The sequence below is a fragment of the Arthrobacter sp. 10L424 genome, assembly GCF_056395325.1.
On sequence record NZ_JBFTJH010000010.1, the window covers coordinates 45769 to 67615 of the forward strand.

General features: G+C 66.2%; 22 protein-coding genes. 17 read left to right on the plus strand and 5 right to left on the minus strand.

Translation table 11 applies throughout. The features are described from left to right. The 8 genes from AC1DC5_RS15610 (at position 1) to AC1DC5_RS15645 (ending at position 6310) form a co-directional block, all read left to right on the plus strand. Positions 1 to 864: an ABC transporter permease gene (locus tag AC1DC5_RS15610; protein WP_441405723.1), complete on the plus strand. Its 864-nt coding sequence runs from the start codon at positions 1 to 3 to the stop codon at positions 862 to 864. Then, positions 861 to 1694 carry an ABC transporter permease gene (locus AC1DC5_RS15615; protein WP_441405724.1) on the plus strand — a complete coding sequence of 278 codons (834 nt, stop codon included), beginning with the start codon at positions 861 to 863 and terminating at the stop codon, positions 1692 to 1694. The genes AC1DC5_RS15610 and AC1DC5_RS15615 overlap by 4 nt, the downstream gene beginning before the upstream one ends. 25 nt (positions 1695 to 1719) lie before the next feature. Next, a complete protein-coding gene (locus AC1DC5_RS15620; RefSeq protein ID WP_441405725.1) occupies positions 1720 to 1863 on the plus strand; it encodes a VOC family protein in 144 nt (47 codons plus the stop codon). A gap of 113 nt (positions 1864 to 1976) precedes the next feature. After that, positions 1977 to 2552: a hypothetical protein gene (locus tag AC1DC5_RS15625; protein WP_441405726.1), complete on the plus strand. Its 576-nt coding sequence runs from the start codon at positions 1977 to 1979 to the stop codon at positions 2550 to 2552. A 10-nt stretch (positions 2553 to 2562) separates the two neighbouring features. Then, positions 2563 to 3396 carry an exodeoxyribonuclease III gene (locus tag AC1DC5_RS15630; RefSeq protein ID WP_441405727.1) on the plus strand — a complete coding sequence of 278 codons (834 nt, stop codon included), beginning with the start codon at positions 2563 to 2565 and terminating at the stop codon, positions 3394 to 3396. Between the two features lie 17 nt (positions 3397 to 3413). Beyond that, entirely contained in the window at positions 3414 to 4529 is a 1116-nt protein-coding gene (trpS, locus tag AC1DC5_RS15635; RefSeq protein WP_441405728.1) for a tryptophan--tRNA ligase, read from the plus strand. A 4-nt stretch (positions 4530 to 4533) separates the two neighbouring features. Next, the gene (locus AC1DC5_RS15640) at positions 4534 to 5199 is read left to right on the plus strand and encodes a 2'-5' RNA ligase family protein (protein ID WP_441405729.1); all 666 of its coding nucleotides are present in this window, start codon (positions 4534 to 4536) and stop codon (positions 5197 to 5199) included. Continuing rightward, a complete protein-coding gene (locus AC1DC5_RS15645) occupies positions 5144 to 6310 on the plus strand; it encodes a YihY/virulence factor BrkB family protein (protein ID WP_441405730.1) in 1167 nt (388 codons plus the stop codon). The genes AC1DC5_RS15640 and AC1DC5_RS15645 overlap by 56 nt, the downstream gene beginning before the upstream one ends. Here the strand turns inward: AC1DC5_RS15645 and AC1DC5_RS15650 are convergent. The 5 genes from AC1DC5_RS15650 to sdhC form a co-directional block, all read right to left on the minus strand. Then, the gene (locus tag AC1DC5_RS15650; protein WP_441405731.1) at positions 6273 to 7037 is read right to left on the minus strand and encodes an alpha/beta hydrolase family protein; all 765 of its coding nucleotides are present in this window, start codon (positions 7035 to 7037) and stop codon (positions 6273 to 6275) included. The genes AC1DC5_RS15645 and AC1DC5_RS15650 overlap by 38 nt on opposite strands. Positions 7038 to 7137: 100 nt before the next feature. Further along, positions 7138 to 7920 carry a succinate dehydrogenase iron-sulfur subunit gene (locus AC1DC5_RS15655; RefSeq protein WP_441405732.1) on the minus strand — a complete coding sequence of 261 codons (783 nt, stop codon included), beginning with the start codon at positions 7918 to 7920 and terminating at the stop codon, positions 7138 to 7140. A gap of 1 nt (position 7921) precedes the next feature. Further along, complete coding sequence (sdhA, locus tag AC1DC5_RS15660) at positions 7922 to 9721, minus strand: succinate dehydrogenase flavoprotein subunit (RefSeq protein ID WP_441405733.1); 1800 nt, start codon at positions 9719 to 9721, stop codon at positions 7922 to 7924. 126 nt (positions 9722 to 9847) lie between these two features. After that, positions 9848 to 10345 (minus strand): succinate dehydrogenase hydrophobic membrane anchor subunit, encoded by a 498-nt coding sequence (locus AC1DC5_RS15665; RefSeq protein WP_441405734.1) that lies wholly within the window; start codon positions 10343 to 10345, stop codon positions 9848 to 9850. Positions 10346 to 10347: 2 nt separating this feature from the next. Continuing rightward, complete coding sequence (gene sdhC / locus AC1DC5_RS15670) at positions 10348 to 10728, minus strand: succinate dehydrogenase, cytochrome b556 subunit (protein WP_082492811.1); 381 nt, start codon at positions 10726 to 10728, stop codon at positions 10348 to 10350. A 294-nt stretch (positions 10729 to 11022) separates the two neighbouring features. On the opposite strand from sdhC, the gene AC1DC5_RS15675 reads away from it, so the two are divergent. The 9 genes from AC1DC5_RS15675 (at position 11023) to AC1DC5_RS15715 (ending at position 21847) form a co-directional block, all read left to right on the plus strand. Further along, a complete protein-coding gene (locus AC1DC5_RS15675) occupies positions 11023 to 12180 on the plus strand; it encodes a mannose-1-phosphate guanylyltransferase (protein WP_441405735.1) in 1158 nt (385 codons plus the stop codon). 134 nt (positions 12181 to 12314) lie between these two features. Further along, positions 12315 to 13514, plus strand: a complete 1200-nt coding sequence (locus AC1DC5_RS15680) for an amidohydrolase (protein WP_441405736.1) — start codon at positions 12315 to 12317, stop codon at positions 13512 to 13514. Between the two features lie 307 nt (positions 13515 to 13821). Then, positions 13822 to 14286 (plus strand): MarR family winged helix-turn-helix transcriptional regulator, encoded by a 465-nt coding sequence (locus tag AC1DC5_RS15685; RefSeq protein ID WP_441405737.1) that lies wholly within the window; start codon positions 13822 to 13824, stop codon positions 14284 to 14286. 157 nt (positions 14287 to 14443) lie between these two features. Then, positions 14444 to 14875 (plus strand): organic hydroperoxide resistance protein, encoded by a 432-nt coding sequence (locus AC1DC5_RS15690; protein WP_441405738.1) that lies wholly within the window; start codon positions 14444 to 14446, stop codon positions 14873 to 14875. Next, positions 14872 to 15903: an NADP-dependent oxidoreductase gene (locus AC1DC5_RS15695; RefSeq protein ID WP_476865777.1), complete on the plus strand. Its 1032-nt coding sequence runs from the start codon at positions 14872 to 14874 to the stop codon at positions 15901 to 15903. Before AC1DC5_RS15690 ends, AC1DC5_RS15695 begins: the two co-directional genes overlap by 4 nt. 269 nt (positions 15904 to 16172) lie before the next feature. Then, the gene (locus AC1DC5_RS15700; RefSeq protein WP_441405740.1) at positions 16173 to 17282 is read left to right on the plus strand and encodes a BMP family lipoprotein; all 1110 of its coding nucleotides are present in this window, start codon (positions 16173 to 16175) and stop codon (positions 17280 to 17282) included. A 167-nt stretch (positions 17283 to 17449) separates the two neighbouring features. Then, positions 17450 to 19129 (plus strand): ABC transporter ATP-binding protein, encoded by a 1680-nt coding sequence (locus AC1DC5_RS15705; RefSeq protein ID WP_441405741.1) that lies wholly within the window; start codon positions 17450 to 17452, stop codon positions 19127 to 19129. Further along, entirely contained in the window at positions 19122 to 20525 is a 1404-nt protein-coding gene (locus AC1DC5_RS15710; protein ID WP_441405742.1) for an ABC transporter permease, read from the plus strand. Before AC1DC5_RS15705 ends, AC1DC5_RS15710 begins: the two co-directional genes overlap by 8 nt. Then, positions 20522 to 21847 (plus strand): ABC transporter permease, encoded by a 1326-nt coding sequence (locus AC1DC5_RS15715; RefSeq protein ID WP_441405743.1) that lies wholly within the window; start codon positions 20522 to 20524, stop codon positions 21845 to 21847. The genes AC1DC5_RS15710 and AC1DC5_RS15715 overlap by 4 nt, the downstream gene beginning before the upstream one ends.

The window sequence follows — 21847 nt, forward strand, 5'->3', positions numbered from 1 at the left end:
TTGACCAAACCAACTCAGGCGGCCAAAACGACGGCGGCCCCCGCGCTGCGCGCGCATTCGCCGGAGATCTCCGCGGCCAAAGCCCGGAAGTGGGGCGCCTTTTACTACGCCGAGCAGGTCCTGCGGGTGATGAAGGGCTACGGCTGGACGATCGTGATGTACGGCGTCGGGCAGCCCGTCGCCTACCTCTTTGCGATGGGCGTCGGCCTCGCCACCCTGGTGGACACCAACAGCGCGGCGCCCTTCGGCGGGGTCAGCTACCTGGTGTTCATAGCCCCGGCCCTGTTGATCTCGGCAGCCGTCATGACCGCCGCGAACGAGTTCACCTTCCCGGTGATGGACGGCTTCAAATGGCGCCGGGTCTACTACGGACCGCACGCCTCGCCGCTGACGCCGGAGCAGATTGCGCTCGGACAGATCATCGCCGTCACGGTGCGCCTGCTGCTGCAGTCGGCCATCTACTTCGGCGTGGTCGCGTTGTTCGGGGCCTCGCCGGGGGCCTGGGGTTGGGCCTCGATCCTCGTCGCCACCCTCGCCGGGCTCTCCTTCGGCCTGCCGCTGATGGCCTACGCGGCTTCCATCAAGGAAGATAAGGGCCAGTTCGCCATGGTGATGCGCTTTATCGTGATGCCGCTGTTCCTGTTTTCCGGGACGTTCTTCCCGCTGGACACCCTGCCCCTTGCAGTGCGCTGGATCGGCTGGATCTCCCCGATCTGGCACGGCACGGAGCTGGGCCGCGTGCTCAGCTACGGCTACCAGGAACCCCCGCTGCTGACCATCGCGCATGTCGTGTTCCTGCTGGCGCTGTGCGTCGTCGGCTGGGTCCTGACGAAACGCCAGTTCGTGAAGAGGATGGGCGGATGAGCGCCGTCATTACCAGCCACAGCGTCACCGAGGCGGCCCGCGACCGGCACTTCGGGTCGCTCTACTCCCGCAACGTCCGCGCCGTCGTCGCCCGCGGGCTGATGGCCACCAAGAGCAGCAACTGGATGGTCATGCTCTCGGGCTTCTTCGAGCCGGTGCTGTACCTGATCTCGATGGGCGTGGGCCTGGGCGCGATCGTCGGTTCGGTGCAGGGGCCTGGAGGCGGGGAAATCTCCTACGCCGCGTACATCGCCCCGGCGCTGCTGGCCGTGTCCGCGATGAACGGTGCCGTCTACGATTCCACCTGGAACGTGTTCTTCAAGATGAACTTCGCCAAGCTGTACCAGGGCATGCTGTACACCTCCCTGGGGCCGCTGGACGTTGCCATGGGCGAGATTTTCCTGGCCCTGCTCCGCGGCCTGATGTACGCCACCGGGTTCACCGCGGTGATGGGCCTGATGGGGCTGATCACAACCCCGTGGGCCATCCTGATGATCCCTGCCGCGGTGCTGATCGCCTTCGGCTTCGCGAGCTTCGGCATGGGCATCACGAGCTTCATGAAGACCTTTCAGCAGATGGACTGGATCAACTTCGTGATGCTGCCGATGTTCCTGTTCAGCGCCACCTTCTACCCGCTGAGCGTCTACCCGCAGTACATCCAGTGGCTCATCCAGGCCATGCCGCTGTGGCACGGAGTGGAGCTGCTGCGGCAGATCAGCGTGGGCGTCTTCACCCCGGCCACGGCCGTCCACATCGGCTACTACCTCGTCATGATCGTGCTGGGCGTGCTGCTCACCACCGGCCGGCTGCGCAAGCTGTTCCTCAAATAGCATTCCTTCACAAAAGGAGAACCCCGTGATCGGAAAACTGCGGGAGGACCTCGACGGCGGCGAGGCGGCGGTCCTCCGTGCCGGCGCCACAAGCCTCGACGCCGGCACGGAGGCCTTCCGGGTCTTCACGGACCCCAGCGGCCATCCTTTCTGCCTGGTCTTGTCGTAGGGCGCAGTGTTTTCCTGAAACCCGTGTTGTCGTAAAACCTGCCTTCTTCAAGGCACCGTTCGCCCCGGGTGGAAGCGGCCAGGGGCGTCCCGGCGGTTTGCGATAATAGGCACATGCAATCTCTGGGCAACTCCGAGTCTTCCAAGCCGTCCGCGTACAACTCCGCCTCCGGCAAGTTCTCCATGTTCCGCATCAGCGGACCCGGGATGATGGTATTCATCATCGCCTTCGTCGTCGCGGTCATCTTTGCCGCGAACCAGAACGACGTCGTCGGCTGGCTCGTGGCGATCATCGCCGGCTTCTGGCTCGCCTTGGCCTCCTTCGTGGTCTTCAGCATCCAGAAGGCGGCCAAGAAGGCCGGCGCCAAGCTCACGGAAGCGCAGAACGCCTTCAACGCGGCCGCCGGCCGGGCGCCGTCGTCGGGCAGTGTTGACCACGGCAGCACCCGCCTCGTGGACGTCCGCCGGGAAGCGGACGAAGTCCGGAACATGAAGCTGGACCACTCGTTCAAGATCGTGCAGGTGCAGGTCCGCGTCGTCGAGCAGGAGCGGGCGAAGGGCGCCGCCGCGGACCAGGACACCATCCACCGGGCACTGGAGACCATCGAGATTACCGCCACGAACGCCCGGGACATGATCAAGTCCTCCGGCGGCACGGACGAGCCCGTCTCCGGAACCATTGTCGACTAGAGTGGATCGGGTGAGTTCGGCATTGAAGAAGGACAACCTTCGCATCGCGTCAGTCAACGTCAACGGCCTTCGCGCTGCCTACAAGAAGGGCATGGCGGAATGGCTTGAGCCCCGCGAAGTGGACATCCTCTGCCTGCAGGAGGTCCGCGCGCCCGACGCGATCGTCCACGAGCTGCTCGGCGAGGGCTGGTACATCCTGCACGCTGAAGCCGAGGCCAAGGGCCGCGCCGGCGTCGCCATCGCCTCCCGCACCGAACCAGTGCAGACCCGCGTCGGCATCGACGACGACTACTTCGCCACCTCGGGCCGCTGGGTCGAGGCCGACTTCATCGTCCGCAACGCGGAAGGGGAAGCCTCCCAGCTGACCGTCGTCAGCGCCTACGTGCACTCCGGCGAGGCGGGCACCCCGAAGCAGGACGACAAGTTCCGCTTCCTCGACGCCATGGCCGGCCGGCTCCCCGCACTGGCCAAACACAGCGACCACGCCCTGGTGGTGGGTGACCTCAACGTCGGCCACACGGAGCTGGACATCAGGAACTGGAAGGGCAACGTCAAACGTGCCGGTTTCCTGCCCGAGGAGCGTGCCTACTTTGACCGCTTCTTTGGCGAGGAGATTGGCTGGAAGGATGTTCACAGGGGCCTGGCGGGCAACGTCGACGGCCCCTACACCTGGTGGTCGCAGAGGGGACAGGCCTTCGACAACGACACCGGCTGGCGCATCGATTACCACATGGCCACGCCCGTACTCGCCGCCGCTGCGGTGTCTGCAGTTGTTGACCGGGCGCCGTCCTGGGACACCCGCTTCTCCGACCATGCCCCGCTGGTAGTGGACTACCGGCTCTAGTCTTAAGGCTTCCGCGAATGATCTCTCCTTCCACTGTGACCCCCGTGAACGACGCCGACGCTGCCCCGGCCGCCGAAACCGCCGCTGCCGTTTCCGCCGCCGTCCCGTCGGGAATCCGCCAGCGCATCCTCTCCGGCATGCAGCCCTCGGCGGATTCCCTCCACCTGGGCAACTACCTCGGCGCCTTGGTGAACTGGGTCCGGATGCAGGACGAGTACGACGCGGTCTTCTTCATTCCGGACCTGCACGCGATCACCGTTCCGCAGGACCCCGCCGAACTGGCCCACCGCACCCGGGTCACGGCTGCGCAGTACATTGCTGGCGGCGTGGACGTGGAAAAGTGCACGCTCTTCGTCCAGTCGCAGGTCCCCGAGCACGCCCAGCTGGCATGGGTGCTGAACTGCATCACCGGCTTCGGCGAGGCCTCCCGGATGACCCAATTCAAGGACAAGGCCTCGAGGCACGGCTCGGACCAGGCCAGCGTCGGCCTGTTCACCTATCCCATCCTGCAGGCCGCGGACATCCTCCTCTACCAGCCGCACGGAGTGCCGGTGGGCGAGGATCAGCGGCAGCACGTGGAACTCAGCCGCGACCTGGCCCAGCGCTTCAACTCGCGCTTCGGTGAGACGTTCAACGTGCCGGCGCCCTTCATCCAGAAGGAATCGGCGAAGATTTACGACCTGCAGAACCCCACCGCCAAAATGTCCAAGTCGGCGGAATCACCGGCCGGCCTGATCAACCTGCTGGATGATCCCAAGGTCATCGCCAAACGGATCAAGTCCGCGGTGACGGATGCCGAGACGGACATCCGTTTCGATCGCGAGGCCAAGCCCGGGGTCTCCAACCTCCTGACCATCTACTCGGCCATCACAGGGCAAAGCGTGGAGGCCCTCGTCGCCGCCTACCAGGGCAAAATGTACGGCCACCTCAAGGTGGATCTGGCCGAGGTAGTGGCGGAACGCCTCACCCCCATCCGGGACCGGGCCAACGAACTGCTGAACGACCCCGCGGAGCTTGACCGGCTGCTGGCCCTCGGCGCGGACAAGGCGCGGGAGATTGCCTCGGTCACGCTGCAGGACGTGTACTCCAAGGTAGGGTTCCTGCCCTACGCCGGAACGAACGGAGTCCGCTAGGCCAATGTCCTCCGTCAGCAAAGTCACCGCTAACGAGCCGAAACGCGCCAACCCGCGTGCCCCCGGCAGCGCTGCCCCGGACGCCCAGGACACGCAGGACAACGGACACGGCAGCGAAGGCATCAGCATCGGTGTGATCCTGGGGTTCCCGGCGGAGATCGCCGAGGAGCTCCAGCGCTGGCGTGCCTCTTTCGGTGATCCCATGGCGGGAGTCATTCCGGCGCACATCACGCTGGTGACCACCACCATGACGCAGGACTGGGAAGCGACCCGCAGCCATGTGCGTGAGATCGCGGGACGGCAGGAGCCTTTCAACGTGACCATCGCCGGGACCGGGTCTTTCCGGCCGGTCTCCCCGGTGGTGTTCCTGAACGTCGAGGACGGCTTCGGCGACTGCGTGAGCCTCCACCGCCAACTGCAGTCCGGGCCGCTGGAGCGGGAGCTGCCGTTCGACTACCACCCGCACGTCACGGTGGCCCACGACGTCGCCCCGGAGAGCCTCGACGAGGCCGAATCGGTGCTCAAGGATTACAGGGCCACGTTCCCCGTGGCTAGCATGGGACTCTACGAGCACGACGACAACGGCATTTGGCAGCTACGGGAAGAGCTTGATTTTGGGACCAAACCTCACCACGACGGAGGCCAGGACGGCGCCGCGGACGCCGGCTAAGCCGCCCCTTCCCACCGACCTGGCCGGGCTGAAACTGGAAGTCATCCGGAAACGGGTCGACTGGGGCAAAGCCCGACGCGCCGGCGGCGGGGGCCTGGCGTCGATGATGGCGATGGTGGCGTGGCTGCTCGCCCGGGTCAACACACTGTTGCCAGCCCGCGCCTTCGCGCACTACGGCCGCCAGCACGGTCCGCTGATGAGCGCGGGCATCGGGTTCAGGATGTTCTTCTCCGTCACCGGCCTCCTGGCCACGGGTTTCTCCTTGGCCGGCCTCTTCCTCAGCGGACAGCCTGCGCTGCTGGACCAGATCATCAAGAGCGTCGCCATGACCGCGCCCGGCCTGCTGCAGGTCGACGGCAGCGAGGGACTGGTTGACCCGTATGCGCTGCTGAACCCTTCCAGCCTGGGCTGGGCGGCCGTGATCGCCGCCGTCGTGACAGTGTTTACGTCCTTGGGCTGGATCAGCGGCATCCGCGACGGCGTGCGCGGCATGATGCAGCTCGGCCCAAAAAACATGAATCCGGTCCTGCAGATACTGCTCGACGTCGGCGCACTGGTACTGCTGGGAGTGGCGCTGGTGATCAGCTCGGCAGCCTCCCTGATCTTCGGCACGGCGGCGGACTGGGTGACGGCGCAGCTTAGCCTCGATCCAGCGCTGGCCGGGCCTCTGACGACCTCCGTGACCGTCCTGGTGCCCCTGCTGCTGGGCTGGGGCACCGCTGTGATCATGTTCCGGGTTGCGGCGGGGATAAAGCCGGCCCGGCGCTCCCTGCTGGAAGGCACCATCCTCGCAGCAGTCGGCACCACGGTGCTGCAGATCTTCAGCACCCAGCTGCTGGCCAGTGCCGGGAAGAACCCCATCCTGGCGCCCTTCGCCATCATTATCGGCCTGCTGATCTGGTTCAACCTGGTCAGCCAGGTCTACGTGATCTGCGCCGCCTGGGTGGCCATCAGGGAGCAGGACCTCGCCATGGAACCTGCCGCCACGACCACCGGCTGGGGGGCCCGGCGCGTCCAGCCCGGCAAAACGCCGTCGGAGCCCCGGCCCCGCCGGACGTCCTGGTCCGCCGCGTTCAGGCGTCGAGGTACTGGTCGGCCCACGCCGAAATAATCTTCGCGGCCCGGGCCGCCTGGCCCTTGGCCGTCAGCAGGTGGTCGCTGCCCTCGAGGGACACGAAGCTGCGCGGATGCCGTGCGGTCTGGAAAATGGTGCTGGCGTTCTCGATGCCCACGGTGTTGTCCGTGGGGGAGTGCAGCACCAGGAGCGGCTTGTGCAGCCGCCGGATGCAGTCCGTGAGGTCGGCATTCTCGAGGTCCTCGACGAAGTGCCGGCGGATCTCCACCCTTTTGCCGCCCAGGTCCACTTCCGCGCTTCCCTCCCTGAGGATCCTGTCCAGGGCGGCGTCGAAGACGTGCGCCACGTGCTTCGGCGAGAACGGCGCCCCTACCGTAGCGACGGCGTCGAGCTCCGGGATCTCGCGTGCGGCCGCCAGGACCGCAGCTCCGCCGAAGGAGTGACCCACAAGCAGGGAGACCGCCCTGCCCGAGTCGCGCATGAATTCGGCCGCCTTGACGGTGTCGGCCACCTTGTGGCTGAAGGACCCCTCGGACCACAGGCCCGCGGATTCGCCGAGGCCCAGGTTGTCGAAGCGGAGCATGCCCACCCCGTTGTCGGCCAGGGCCTTGCACATCCGCGACGCCGAGGGGCTGTCCTTGCCCAGGGTGAAGCCGTGCGAGAAGACGCCCCAGCCCTTCACGGGGCCCTCGGGAACGTCGACGACGCCGGAGAGCAGTTCGCCGGTGGAACCCTGGAACGAGACTTTTTCGGAGCGGGACACGGTGTCCCCTTTCGTTGAGTGGGGGAACGACGACGGCGCCCCCACCCTGAGGTGAGAGGCGCCGTCGTCTGTTGCCTTTTGGTTTACGGAGAGCTGAACGCTAGATCTTGCGGGACAGGATGGCCTGCTTGACCTCGGCGATTGCCTGGGTGACCTGGATGCCGCGGGGGCATGCCTCGGTGCAGTTGAAGGTGGTGCGGCAGCGCCACACGCCTTCCTTGTCGTTGAGGATCTCCAGGCGCATGTCGCCGGCATCGTCGCGGGAATCGAAGATGAAGCGGTGCGCGTTGACGATCGCGGCCGGGCCGAAGTACTGGCCGTCGGTCCAGAACACCGGGCAGGACGAGGTGCACGCGGCGCAGAGGATGCACTTGGTGGTGTCGTCGAACCGTTCGCGGTCCTCAGCGGACTGCAGGCGTTCCTTGGTGGGCTCGTGGCCGCGGTTGATGAGGAAGGGCATGACCTCACGGAAGGACTGGAAGAACGGCTCCATGTCCACGATCAGGTCCTTCTCCACCGGGAGGCCCTTGATCGGCTCGACCGTGATGGGCTTGGACGTGTCCAGGTCCTTCAGCAGGGTCTTGCAGGCGAGGCGATTGCGGCCGTTGATGCGCATGGCATCGGAGCCGCAGACGCCGTGCGCACAGGAACGGCGGAAGGAGACGCTGCCGTCCAACTCCCACTTGATCTTGTGCAGGGCGTCGAGGACACGGTCGGTGCCGTACATGGTGACCTTGAAGTCATCCCACGTGGCGTCCTCGGAAACCTCGGGGTTGTAGCGGCGCACGCGCAGCGTGACGTCGAAGGACGGGATCTCCCCGCCGCCACCGATGTGGGCGGGCAGTTCGATCTTGGAGGCTGGCTCAGCGAGTTCAGCGGTCATCTTAGTACTTCCTCACCATCGGCTCGTAACGCGTAAAGACCACCGGTTTGGTGGCAAGCCGGATGCCGGCAATGGCCTCCGCGGAGCCATCCGCCGGAGCATGCTCATCCTTGTACGCCATGGAGTGCTTCATGAATTTTTCGTCGTCACGCTCGGGGAAGTCCTCGCGGAAGTGGCCGCCGCGGGATTCCTCACGGTGCAGGGCCGCCACGGTCATGACCTTGGCGAGCTCCAGCAGGAAGCCCAGCTCCACGGCCTCGAGCAGGTCCAGGTTGAAGCGCTTGCCCTTGTCCTGGACGCTGATGCGCTGGTACCGCTCCTCGAAGGAGGCGATGTCCGTCAGGACCTGGTTCAGCGTCTCGGCGGTGCGGAACACCTGCATGTTGGCGTCCATGGTGTCCTGCAGTTCCTTGCGGATTGCAGCGACCTTCTCGGTGCCGTCAGAGGTGCGGACGTGGTTCAGCAGGTCCAGCGTGTAGGCCTCCGGGTCACCGGGGAGTTCCACGAAGTCTGCGGTCTTGGCGTACTCCGCGGCGGCGATGCCGGCGCGCTTGCCGAAGACGTTGATGTCCAGCAGCGAGTTGGTGCCCAGGCGGTTGGAGCCGTGCACGGAGACGCAGGCAACCTCACCGGCGGCGTAGAGGCCCGGGACGACGGTGTCGTTGTCCTGGAGCACCTCGGCGCTGATGTTGGTGGGAATGCCGCCCATGGCGTAGTGCGCCGTCGGGAAGACGGGAACCGGCTCCGTGTACGGCTCGACACCCAGGTAGGTGCGGGCGAACTCGGTGATGTCCGGCAGCTTGGCGTCGATGTGCGCCGGCTCCAGGTGCGTCAGGTCCAGGAGGACGTAGTCCTTGTTCGGGCCGCAGCCGCGTCCCTCACGGACTTCGTTGGCCATGGAGCGGGCCACGATGTCGCGGGGGGCGAGGTCCTTGATGGTTGGGGCGTAGCGCTCCATGAAGCGCTCACCCTCGGAGTTGCGCAGGATCGCGCCTTCGCCGCGGGCAGCCTCGGAGAGGAGGATGCCCAGGCCGGCGAGGCCTGTCGGGTGGAACTGGAAGAACTCCATGTCCTCCAGCGGGATGCCGCGGCGGAACGCGATGCCCATGCCGTCACCGGTCAGGGTGTGGGCGTTCGACGTCGTCTTGAAGACCTTGCCGGCGCCGCCGGAGGCGAACACCACGGACTTGGCCTGGAAGACGTGCAGCTCGCCGGAGGCGAGGTCGTAGGACACGACGCCGGCAACGCGCTTCTGCTTGTACGGGGTGCCGTCCTCGCGGACCGCGTCTTCCTCGACGGTCAGCAGGTCAAGGACGTAGTACTCGTTGTAGAACTCGACGTTGTGCTTGACGCAGTTCTGGTACAGGGTCTGCAGGATCATGTGGCCGGTGCGGTCCGCAGCGTAGCAGGCACGGCGGACGGGGGCCTTGCCGTGGTCGCGGGTGTGGCCGCCGAAGCGGCGCTGGTCGATCCGGCCCTCGGGCGTGCGGTTGAACGGCAGGCCCATCTTCTCCAGGTCCAGGACGGCGTCGATCGCTTCCTTCGCCATGACCTCGGCTGCGTCCTGGTCAACCAGGTAGTCGCCGCCCTTGATGGTGTCGAAGGTGTGCCACTCCCAGTTGTCTTCCTCGACGTTGGCCAGGGCCGCACACATGCCGCCCTGCGCCGCGCCGGTGTGGGAGCGGGTGGGGTACAGCTTGGTCAGTACTGCTGTTCGGGCGCGCTGACCGGATTCGATCGCCGCGCGCATCCCGGCGCCACCGGCACCGACGATGACGACGTCGTACTTATGGACCTGCATACCAGACGCTCTTTCTCTCAAAATTCGCTAACAGCACCGGCAGGCGGAGCCTGCCCGGTGAAATCTCGTGGAAATCCGTGGCCTGCACGGGGCAGGCAGGGATCGGTTGCCGCAAGGGCTGCGCCGCTACGGCGCGGGGCAGAACCCGCCGGGCAGCTGGACGCCGTTGACCACGGGGCACGGGTCAAAGGTGAAGATGACCAGGGTGCCGAGGATGATGATGACGGTGGTGGCCGCGTAGAGCACGATCTTCAGCCACAGACGCGTGGCGTCCTTTTCGGCGTAGTCGTTGATGATGGTGCGGACACCGTTGGTGCCGTGCAGCATTGCGAGCCACAGCATGGCCAGGTCCCAGATCTGCCAGAACGGGTCGGCCCACTTGCCGGCCACGAAACCGAAGTCGATCGCGTGGATCCCTTCGCCCACCAGCAGGTTGACGGTGAGGTGTCCGAAGATAAGGACCACGAGGACGACGCCGGAAAGCCGCATGAAGAGCCATGCAAGCATTTCGAAGTTCCCTTTTGAACTGCCGTTGCGGCGGTACTGCGGTGCAATCCGATTGCTTCCGACCTTTGCACTGGGCGCCTTCGGACTGCGCGGGCTCTGAATCTCAGTTGCACTCATGGCTAGTGACCTCCAAGGGCGAGGGAAAGGTGGCGGATGGAGAAGCCCACCATGACGACTGCCCAGAGAATCAGCACCGTCCACAGCATCTGGCGCTGGTACTTCGCGCCCTTCTTCCAGAAGTCGACGGCGATGATCCGCAGCCCGTTGAAGGCGTGGAACACGATCGCTGCGACAAGGCCCGTTTCACCCAGGGCCATCAGGGGGTTCTTGTAGGCACCGATCACGGCGGTGTAGGCCTCGGGGGACACACGCACCAATGAGGTGTCCAGCACGTGGACCAACAAGAAGAAAAAGATCACTACACCGGTAATGCGGTGTCCAACCCAAGACCACATGCCTTCACGGCCGCGGTACAAGGTGCCTGCTGGTTTTGTCGGCACTGAATAAACCTCCCTGCAACACAGCGGCGCTGGCATGGGATCCACGCGGGGGGAACGCCTGCTGCGAGAGCACTCGTAAGCTCAAGCCTAAATCTAGGCTTCGCTCACAGCTTATTCAATTCAGCCACCGGTCGGTGACGGCGCCCCGGCGGGGTTTTCCCCTAGTTTTGAGACGAACGCCACATTCCGTTGACTGCGCGGGAGCGCCTCGACGGCTCCGCGGTGCGCCGGCCAAGTGTCGCGTCCGCCACCGGATCAGGCCCGCTCGCACCACGTTCAGCTAAAGTAGCGGTGATGACTACAGACAAAGTGACACGCCAGGACTCTCCGCAGCATTCGGCCCAAGGCTCGGCTCTGGACCGATTTATTGCGGTGATTCCGGCCGGCGGTGTGGGGACCCGCCTTTGGCCTCTGTCGCGGGCAGCAGCCCCCAAGTTCCTTCACGACCTCACGGGCTCGGGCAGCACGCTGCTGAGATCCACCTACGACCGGCTCGAGCCGCTCGCCGGCAAGCACATGCTTGTCGTGACGGGCATGGCCCACCGCGATGCGGTCTGCCGCCAGCTCCCGGAGATTGACGACGCGGACCTGGTGCTGGAGAGCGAGCCCAAGGACTCCGGCGCGGCCATCGGTTTGGCCGCGGCCATCCTGCACGAGCGCGATCCGGACACCATCATGGGCTCCTTCGCGGCAGACCAGGTGATCAGCCCCGACGGGCTGTTCCATGACGCCGTCCGGGAGGCCATCCACGCGGCCGCGGCCGGCAAGATCGTCACGATCGGCATCAAGCCCACGCACCCCTCCACCGGCTTCGGCTACATCCGGGCCGGGAAGAACCTCGGCGTGGGCGGAGCGCCCAGCGCCCAGGCCGTCGTCGAATTCGTGGAGAAGCCCAGCGAAGAGGTCGCCCAGGAGTACCTCGACAGCGGCGAATACGTCTGGAACGCCGGCATGTTCGTGGCTCCCGTCTCGCTGATGCTCAAGCACCTCGAAGCCAACCAGCCCGAGCTCTTCGCCGGGGTCCAGGAGATCGCCCGGGCCTGGGACACCCCGCAGCGCGACGAGGTCAAGGCCCGCGTCTGGCCCACCCTGCCCAAGATCGCGATTGACTACGCCGTGGCCGAACCCGCCGCCGCCGCCGGCGACGTCGCCGTCGTGCCCGGCACCTTCCGCTGGGACGACGTCGGGGACTTTGCGTCGGTAGGCCGGCTCAACAGCGCCAAGGAAGTCAAGGACGTCACCGTGATCGGCGACGGCGCCCGCGTCTTCACCGAGGACGCCAGCGGCGTGGTGGTCTCCGACACCAAGCGCGTGATTGCGCTGATCGGGATCAAAGACGTCGTTGTGGTAGACACTCCCGACGCCTTGCTCGTGATGCACAAGGAACACTCCCAGCGCGTGAAGCAGGCCGTTGACGCGCTGAAGGCCAGCGGCGACACAGACGTCCTCTAGTTATTTTGACGTCCTCTGGATTTCCGGCGTCCTCCGGGCCCTTCGGCCCTACCGGGGGCGCCGGAAGTGTTTCCCGATCCGTAACGCGCCGTACGCGATGCCGCTATTCTTTCTGCGCTCGCTAGAGTTATTCTGTGCGCAACTACTCAACTGAAGCTGAGCCCACCACGCTGGTGGGACCGTGGCTCGAGCCCCTGCTGCCGGAGCTGATCGCTTTCCGGCGGGACCTGCACGCACACCCGGAACTCTCCTTCAAGGAATTCCGGACCACGGACAAACTCGCAAAGCGCCTTGAGGACGCGGGCCTCAAACCCCGGCGCCTCGAGGGGACCGGCCTGACGGTCGACATCGGGGATGGTCCGATCGCCACCGCCCTGCGCGGCGATATTGACGCCCTGCCCATCATCGAGGAAACCGGCCTGCCGTTCGCCTCGAAGAACCACGGTGTCACCCATGCCTGCGGCCATGACGTGCACACGGCGACCATGCTCGGCGCCGCCCTGGTCCTGCAGAAGATGCACGAGGTGTCGCCGCTGCGCGGTTCCGTCCGGATTATTTTCCAGCCGGCAGAGGAAACCATGCCCGGCGGAGCCCAGAGCTGCATCGAGCAGGGCGTCCTTGAGGGTGTTCCCCGGATCCTGGCACTGCACTGCGACCCCCGGATCGAGGTGGGCAAGATCGGCACCCGGATCGGTGCCATCACCTCGGCGTCGGACACCATCAAGATCGAACTGTCCGGCCGCGGCGGCCACACTTCGCGCCCCCACCTGACCGAAGAGCTCGTCTTCGCCCTGGCGCAGATCGCTGTCAACGTTCCGGCGGTACTGTCCCGCCGCGTTGACGTCCGCAGCGGCGTCTCGGTGGTCTGGGGCCACATCTCCGCCGGCTCCGCCCCCAACGCCATCCCGGCCAGCGGCTACATGGCCGGGACCATGCGCTGCCTGGACCGCGACGCCTGGCACAGCGCCGGCAAGATCCTCGACGAGGTGGTGCAGCAGATCGCGGCACCCTACGGCGTCGACGTGCACCTGGAACACACCCGGGGCGTGCCTCCCGTGGTGAACTCAGAACACGAGACCGCCCTGATCGAAGCCGCAGCCCGCGCCGAAATCGGCGAGAGTTCCGTGGTCCTGACGCCGCAGTCCATGGGCGGCGAGGACTTCGCCTGGTTCCTTGCGGACCTCCCCGGCGCCATGATGCGCCTCGGCACCAAGACCCCCGGCGGCGAGGAGTACGACCTGCACCGCGGCGACTACATCCTGGACGAACGCGCCCTGGGCCTCGGCATCCAGGTCCTCACCGCCGCAGCCCTTCGCACCATCCGCGACCTCTAGCTCCTGCAGCTACCCGCGACTCTGGCCTCCGCGGGCCGCCGATGCATCGGCCCCCGGGTGTTCCTTCTGCTCCCTCCTCTGCCCGGGGGCTGGCCGCCGCGCTGAATTTCCCCATCTTTGCCGGCACGACGCCGGGACGCACCGGCGGTGTCGGCGGACACGCCGTCGGCGCCTTGCGAACCTGGGGAAATCCGGCGGCGGCCTGCAGCAGCAGCCCCTTGCACGGCGGAGGTACGGTTACCGCCTGCGCTATTAGGTTGCGCACAACTGAATTGTGCACAGTTTAGTTGTGCGGTATGCTGGAGCCATGACCACGCAAGAAGGAGCCAGCGCTTCCCGCACCGATGCCCCTCGCTTGAACAGGCAACTGTGCTTTGCCATGTACTCGGCCTCGCGGGCGGCCACCGCCGCCTACCGGCCGATGCTTGACGAACTGGGCCTGACCTACCCGCAGTACCTGGTGATGCTGGTGCTCTGGGAGGAGGACCCGCGGAGCGTCCGCGAACTGGGGGAGGAGCTGGGGCTGGACTCCGGCACGCTCTCCCCGCTGCTCAAGCGGCTGGAGGCCCTGGGCCTCGTGGAACGCCGCCGGTCCGTGGCGGACGAGCGCCGGGTGGAGGTCTCCCTCACCGAGGCCGGGACAGCGCTGAGCGCACGGGCCACCGGCATCCCGCAACGGCTCGCCGATGCCGCCGGGCTTTCCCCCGCAGAGCTGGACCAGCTCCGCGAGACCCTTGGCCGGCTCGCCGCCGCGCTGCACGCCCCCCGCTAGAGCCCAAGCCCTCGCGCCGCCCGCTCCCTGCGCCGCAGAAGCCGCCGACGTCGAAATCGCCGGAGGCGCGCCAGCTCGCCGGAAGTTTACGGCGCCCGCGCAGGCTTCCGGCGAGTTCGCCGCCGGCCACCAGATTTTCCCAACAGATTGGATCCCCATGAAGACTCTCTACACAGCCGAGGCCCTGGCCTCGGGCGACGGCCGCGACGGCACCGCCGTCACCAAGGACGGCAAGCTCAACGTGGCCCTGGCCAGCCCGGTGGAACTCGGCGGCAACGGCGAAGGCACCAACCCGGAGCAGCTCTTCGCCGCCGGGTACGCGGCCTGTTTCCACTCTGCCCTGCGCCTGGTCGGACGCCAGGCGAAGGCCGATCTGACGGATTCCGCCGTCGCCGCCCGGATCCACCTCGGCGCCCTCGGCGACGGATCCGGCTACGGCATCGCCGCGGAACTCGAAATCGCCCTGCCCGCCGTGGACCGGAAGACGGCGGAGGCCCTCGTGGCCAGGGCGCACGAAGTCTGCCCCTATTCCAACGCCACCCGAGGCAACATCACTGTCGACATCAAGATCCTGGAGGTCGCCGCATGAGCGCCAGCACCGAAACCACCACCCTTCCCGCCGCCACCCGCGAAATCCAGCTGGCGTCCCGCCCGCACGGCCGCCCCGTGCCGGAGAACTTCCGCCTTGCCGAGACCGCGCTGCCCGAACTCCAGGACGGCCAGGTCCTGGTCCGCAACCTCTTTATGTCCGTGGATCCCTACATGCGCGGCCGGATGAACGACGTCAAGTCCTACTCGCAGCCGTTTGCCCTGGACACCGCACTCGACGGCGGCGCCGTCGGCGAGGTCATCGCGTCCCGGTCCGCCGACCGTAAGGTGGGCGACGCCGTCGTCCATTCCCTGGGCTGGCGCGACTACGCCGTGCTCGACGCCGGAGCAACCACTCCCGCCCGCACCGACCTGGCCCCCGCGCAGGCCTTCCTGGGCGCACTGGGCATGACCGGCCTGACCGCCTACGCGGGCCTCCTGAAGGTGGCGGAGTTCAAGGCCGGCGAAGTCGTCTTCGTCTCCGGCGCTGCCGGTGCGGTCGGCTCGCTGGTGGGGCAGATCGCCAAGGCAATGGGGGCGTCCCGTGTCATCGGCAGCGCAGGCTCCCCGGAAAAGGTGGCACGGCTGCTGGAGCTCGGCTTCGACGCGGCCTTCAACTACCACGACGGTCCGGTGGCCGAGCAGCTGGCCGAGGCCGCCGGCGAACGCGGGATCGACGTGTACTTCGACAACGTCGGCGGGGAACACCTCGAAGCCGCACTGTCGGCACTCACTGTCGGCGGCCGTGTGGCCATGTGCGGCGCCATTTCGCAGTACAACTCGACCGAGCCCACACCGGCTCCGCGGAACCTCATGCAGGCGATCGGCAAGCAGCTGACCCTCAAGGGATTCCTGGTCGGCGGCTACTGGCAGCACATGGCCGAGTTCGTCGGGACCATGTCCGGCTGGCTCGCCGACGGCACCGTGCGCTACGACGAGACCATCGTGGACGGACTGGAAAACGCACCGCAGGCCTTCATGGATCTCCTCGACGGCGCCAACACCGGCAAGATGCTGGTCCGCCTCTAGCCTTTCCGCACGCTGGAAAGCCCGCACCGGAATTGCCGGTGCGGGCTTTGCTGTCTGTACTGCTTGGTAACAAGTTCTCAACAATCTGGGGAATCACTGTGAACTGTGCTACCTCGACGTGTCACAGGACACTAAAGTGGCTTGCATCAGTGCGCCTCGGCGCAGTGCTGCGAAATCCATCAGTGAAAACAGCGTTTCAGCGGCAATCCCGCCAACAGACACTCATTGAGCTCCCGTCGTAGCGCCTACTCTTTCTTCCTGGAGGAAAATTGAAGAACTCTCTGCGTGCAACCTTTAAGCGCGGTTCAATGGCCGGAGTCGCCACCGCCGGCGCGGCTGCACTTCTGCTGACCGGTTGCGGCGCCGCCCCGACGGCCAGCAGCACCGCGACTGCCACGGCCAGCAACTACACAGGCTGCATCGTCTCCGACTCTGGTGGATTCGACGACCAGTCGTTCAACCAGTCCTCCTACGAAGGGCTGAAGAAGGCGGAGAAGGACCTGGGCATCAAGGTCAACCAGGCCGAGTCCAAGACCAACAACGACTTCGAGCCGAACCTCCGCGCCATGGTCACCGCCGGCTGCAACCTGACCGTCACGGTCGGCTTCCTGCTCGGCGACGCCACCAAGGCCCAGGCCACGGCCAACCCGAACAGCCACTTCGCCATCATCGACTTCGGCTACGAGACCCCGATCAGCAACGTCAAGCCGATCATCTACGACACGGCCCAGGCCGCCTTCCTCGCGGGCTACCTCGCGGCAGGCACCACCAAGACCGGAACGGTCGCCACCTTCGGCGGCATCAAGATCCCCACCGTCACCATCTTCATGGACGGCTACGCCGACGGTGTCAAGTACTACAACGAGAAGAACAACAAGGACGTCAAGGTTCTTGGCTGGGACAAGGCCAAGCAGGACGGCTCCTTCACCGGTGACTTCGAAAAGCAGGACAAGGGCAAGCAGTTCACCCAGAACTTCCTGGACCAGGGCGCGGACATCGTGATGCCCGTTGCCGGTCCGGTCGGCAAGGGCGCGGGCGCGGCCCTGAAGGAAGCCAAGGCGGCAGGCAAGGACGTCAAGCTCATCTGGGTTGACTCCGACGGCTTCCTCACGGCACCGGATTACAAGGACATCATGCTCTCCTCCGTCATGAAGCTGATGGGCGAGGCCGTCGAGACCGTTGTGAAGGAAGACACGGAAGGCAAGTTCTCCAACACCCCGTACGTTGGCACCCTCGCGAACGACGGCGTGCAGCTGGCTCCGTTCCACGACCTGGACTCCCAGGTCCCGGCCCAGCTCAAGTCTGACCTGGACCAGATCAAGAAGGACATCGCCTCCGGCAAGCTGAAGGTTGAATCCGCAGCCAGCCCGAAGGTCTAACTTCCTTTCGCTAAGCGCCACGGCCCGTACGGTCACCACCGCACGGGCTGTGGCGCTTTTCGTTGAGCGGACCGGCTCCGCTTCCGGCTGCAGGCACTACGCTGGTTCTGCAGCCCCATCATCCGTCCGGGCCACAATCGCCGGACACTTCGAGATTGGTCAGAGTTTTGAAACTTGAACTCAAGGGGATCACCAAACGCTTCGGCTCCCTGGTAGCCAACGATCACATTGATGTGGTTGTTGAACCCGGGCAGATTCACTGTCTGCTCGGCGAGAACGGCGCGGGTAAGTCCACGCTGATGAACGTCCTGTATGGACTGTACGAGCCCACTGAGGGCCAGATCCTCATCGACGACAAACCCGTCACTTTCCGCGGCCCGGGCGACGCCATGGCCGCGGGTATCGGCATGGTGCACCAGCACTTCATGCTGGTCCCGGTCTTCACGGTTGCCGAAAACGTCGCCCTGGGGGCGGAGAACACCAAGGCCGGCGGATTCCTGGACCTGGATGACACCCGCCGGAAGATCAAGGAGATCTCCGACCGGTACGGCTTCGACGTCGATCCCGACGCGATGATCGAGGACCTCCCCGTCGGCGTGCAGCAGCGCGTGGAAATCATCAAGGCGCTGGTCCGCGACGCCAAGGTGCTCATCCTCGATGAGCCCACTGCCGTGCTGACCCCGCAGGACACCGATGAACTGCTGGACATCATGCGCCAGCTCAAGAGCCACGGCACCTCGATCGTCTTCATTTCGCACAAGCTTCGCGAGGTCAAGGCCGTCTCCGACACCATCACGGTGATCCGGCGCGGCAAGGTGGTCGGCAGTGCCGACCCCGGCGCCTCGACGACGGAACTGGCCTCGCTGATGGTGGGCCGCGCCGTGAGCCTGACACTGGACAAGGCCCCCGCCAAGCCGCAGGAAACCACCTTCCAGGTCAAGGACCTCACCGTGATCGCCCCCAGCGGCCAGCATGTTGTGGACGGCATCAGCTTCGAAATCGCACGCGGCGAGATCCTCGCCGTCGCCGGCGTCCAGGGCAACGGCCAGACCGAACTGACCGAGGCCATCCTGGGCCTCCAGGAACGCGCGCAGGGTTCCATCCTGCTGGACGGCGAGGAACTGCTGGGCCGCAGCGTTAAGGACGTACTGAACTCCGGCGTCGGCTTCGTGCCCGAAGACCGCTCGGTCGACGGCCTGATCGGCACCTTCTCGATCGCCGAAAACCTGATTCTGGACCGCTACGACAAGGCTCCATTCGCCAAGGGCATCAGCATGAGCCCGGCCAAGGTCCTGGAGAACGCCAAGACCCGGATCGACGAGTTCGACGTGCGCACGCCGTCGGGTTCGCTGGCGGCCGGCACCCTCTCCGGCGGCAACCAGCAGAAGGTTGTGATGGCCCGGGAGCTCTCCCGGCCACTTCGGCTCTTCATCGCCTCCCAGCCCACCCGCGGCGTGGACGTCGGATCCATCGAGTTCCTGCACAAGCGCATCGTCGCCGAGCGTGACCACGGCACCCCTGTGATGATCGTGTCCACCGAACTGGACGAGGTGATCGAACTCGCCGACCGGATCGCAGTGCTCTACAAGGGCAAGCTGGTCGGGATCGTTCCGGCCGGCACCGGGCGCGACGTCCTCGGCCTGATGATGGCGGGCCTGTCCCCGCAGGACGCCCTCGCGGACGCCGCGAGCAAGCAGGCAGCCTCCCATCCCGGGGAAGTGCCCCCTGGGCATCCGGCCGAAAATGCCGCCGACCCCGCCGCCGACCCCGAAGCAACGAACCAGGCGCCCGCCGCCCAGCCCGTGCAGGAGCCCCGCTCCGGCGCCGTAGGAGACGACCATGAGTGAGAACAACGAGCCGCGACACTCGGCTGAACCGGATCCGGACCGGATTCCCAAAACCCAGTCCCCGGCCGGGGAGCCCCAGGACCCCCTGGAGGACGACGCCGATTTCGTCACCACGCTGGACACCGCCGGCGGCGCGATGCGGCCGTCGGCTGTCCCGGTCTCTGCCCAGAGCGGAACGCTGCCGGGCGCGGAAGAACCGGACTCGGTGCTGCGCAAGATCTTCACCGGCAACGGCATTGTGACCATCCTGGCCGTCCTCCTGGCCCTGATCCTCGGCGGACTGCTCATTGCCAGCACGGACAAGGTCGTGGCGGCCACGTCGTCGTACTTCTTTGCCCGGCCCACCGACTTCCTGGCGGCCGTCTGGTCTGCCGCCACCGGCTCCTATGTCGCGCTTTTCCAGGGCTCGGTGTTCAACCCGCGGGGGAGCGGCGTCGGCGGACAGTTCGCTCCGCTGATGGAGACCCTCACCATCGCCACCCCGCTGATTACCGCCGGCCTCGGCGTCGCCCTGGCCTTCCGTGCGGGCCTGTTCAACATCGGTGCCCAAGGCCAGATCATCATGGCCGGCATCCTCGCCGCCTGGGTGGGCTTCGCGCTGCACCTGCCGGTGGGGCTGCACCTGCTGCTCGTCCTGCTCGCCGGCGTCATCGGCGGTGCCATCTGGGGCGGACTCGTCGGTGTGCTCAAAGCGAGAACCGGAGCCCATGAGGTCATTGTGACCATCATGTTCAACTACATCGCCCTCTACTTCCTGCGCTACCTGCTGGACACGGACCTGTTCCAGCGGCCTGGCGAGACCACGCCGATTTCCCCGATCCTGGACCCGTCGGCGGTTTACCCGCAGATCTTCGGCACCCAGTACCGGCTGCACCTCGGCTTCCTGCTGGCCATCGCGGCCACAGTGTTCGTCTCGTGGCTGCTGAACCGGTCAACGATCGGCTTCGAATTCCGCGCCGTCGGCGCCAACCCCAAGGCGGCACTGACCGCCGGAATCAACGTCCCCCGCGCCACCATCCTGGTGATGACCCTGGCCGGTGGCCTGGCCGGACTGGCCGGCGTCGCGCAGGTGGCGGGCACCGAAAAAGTCCTGACCGACGGTGTTGCGGCAACGTACGGCTTTGATGCCATCACCGTCGCACTGCTCGGACGTTCGACGCCGTGGGGCACGTTCGCCGCCGGCATCCTGTTCGGCGCCTTCCGCGCCGGTGCGGTCCAGATGCAGATCCAGACCGGCACCCCGATCGACATTGTCCTGGTGGTCCAGTCGCTGATCGTGCTGTTCATCGCGGCGCCGCCCCTGATCCGGGCGATCTTCGGAATGAACCCGCGCAAGAAGAAGGCCGCAACCGCCGGCAAGACCCAGAAGGCAGCAACCACCGGAGGTGCAGCATGAGCACAACAGCCACAGCGCCCGTACCGGGTGGCCCGCAGGGAAAACCGGAGGCAAAGGAACGCAAGCAGACAACGTCCGGCAAGCCCGTGACCTGGAAGCTGCCGGTGACGCTAGCGGCGCTGGCCACCGTCGCCTTCATCTTCTTTGGCCTGATGGGCCCGCAAAAAACCGCTAAGTTCGGGGTTTCCTCCGGGGGCGACTTCTTCCAGCTCCCAGCGATCGAAGTTCCGGCATTCCTCAGCGGCATTGTGCTCTCCGTGATCCTGCTGGGCCTCGCGGGCTACGCCCTGGTCCTGAAGGCGAAAAGGAACCAGCGGCCGCCCCGCTGGCTGCCGGTCGTCTTCACCGTCGTCTTCGTCGTTGCCTTCCTGATCTGGGTCGTCGGCGGCGCAAGGACTCCCAGCATCTCGCTGGCCGGCCTCATCGCCGGGTCCGTGACCCTCGCCGTGCCGATTGTCTTCGGTTCCCTCTCCGGTGTCCTGTGCGAACGCGCCGGCGTCGTGAACATCGCCATCGAAGGCCAGCTCCTGGGCGGTGCCTTCACGGCCGCGATCGTCGCCAGCCTGACCGACAATCCCTACCTGGGCCTGCTTGCCGCGGCCGTGGCCGGCGCGCTCGTGTCGATGGTCCTGGCGGTCTTCAGCATCAAGTACGTGGTCAACCAGATCATCGTCGGTGTGGTGCTCAACGTGCTGATCTCGGGCCTCACCGGCTTCCTGTTCAGCACCGTGATGCAAGCGAACAAGGAAATGTTCAACTCGCCCGGCCGGCTTCCCATCATCGAGATCCCGGTCCTGTCCAGCATCCCGGTCCTCGGCCCGATCCTCTTCAAGCAGTCCGTCGTGGGCTACCTGATGTACGTGGCCGTCATTGTCGTGTGGATCGGGCTGTTCAAGACGAAGTGGGGCCTCCGGGTCCGCTCCGTCGGCGAACACCCGCAGGCCGCCGACACGCTGGGCATCAAAGTCAACGCCACCCGCTTCTGGAACGTCACGCTCGGCGGCGCCGTCGCCGGAATCGGCGGATCGTTCTTCACCCTCGTGGCGATCGACAGCTTCACGAAGGAGATTTCGGGCGGCCGCGGCTTCATCGCCCTCGCCGCGATGATCCTGGGCCGCTGGAACCCGATCGGGGCGTTCTTCGCCGCGCTGCTGTTCGGCTTCGCCGACAACCTGCAAAGCATCGTGACGATCATCGGCACTCCCGTGCCGAGCCAGTTCATGGCCATGCTGCCGTACCTCGTCACCGTGTTCGCCGTCGCCGGCCTCGTGGGCCGGTCACGGCCGCCGGCCGCGAGCGGCATACCGTACGTCAAGGGTTGA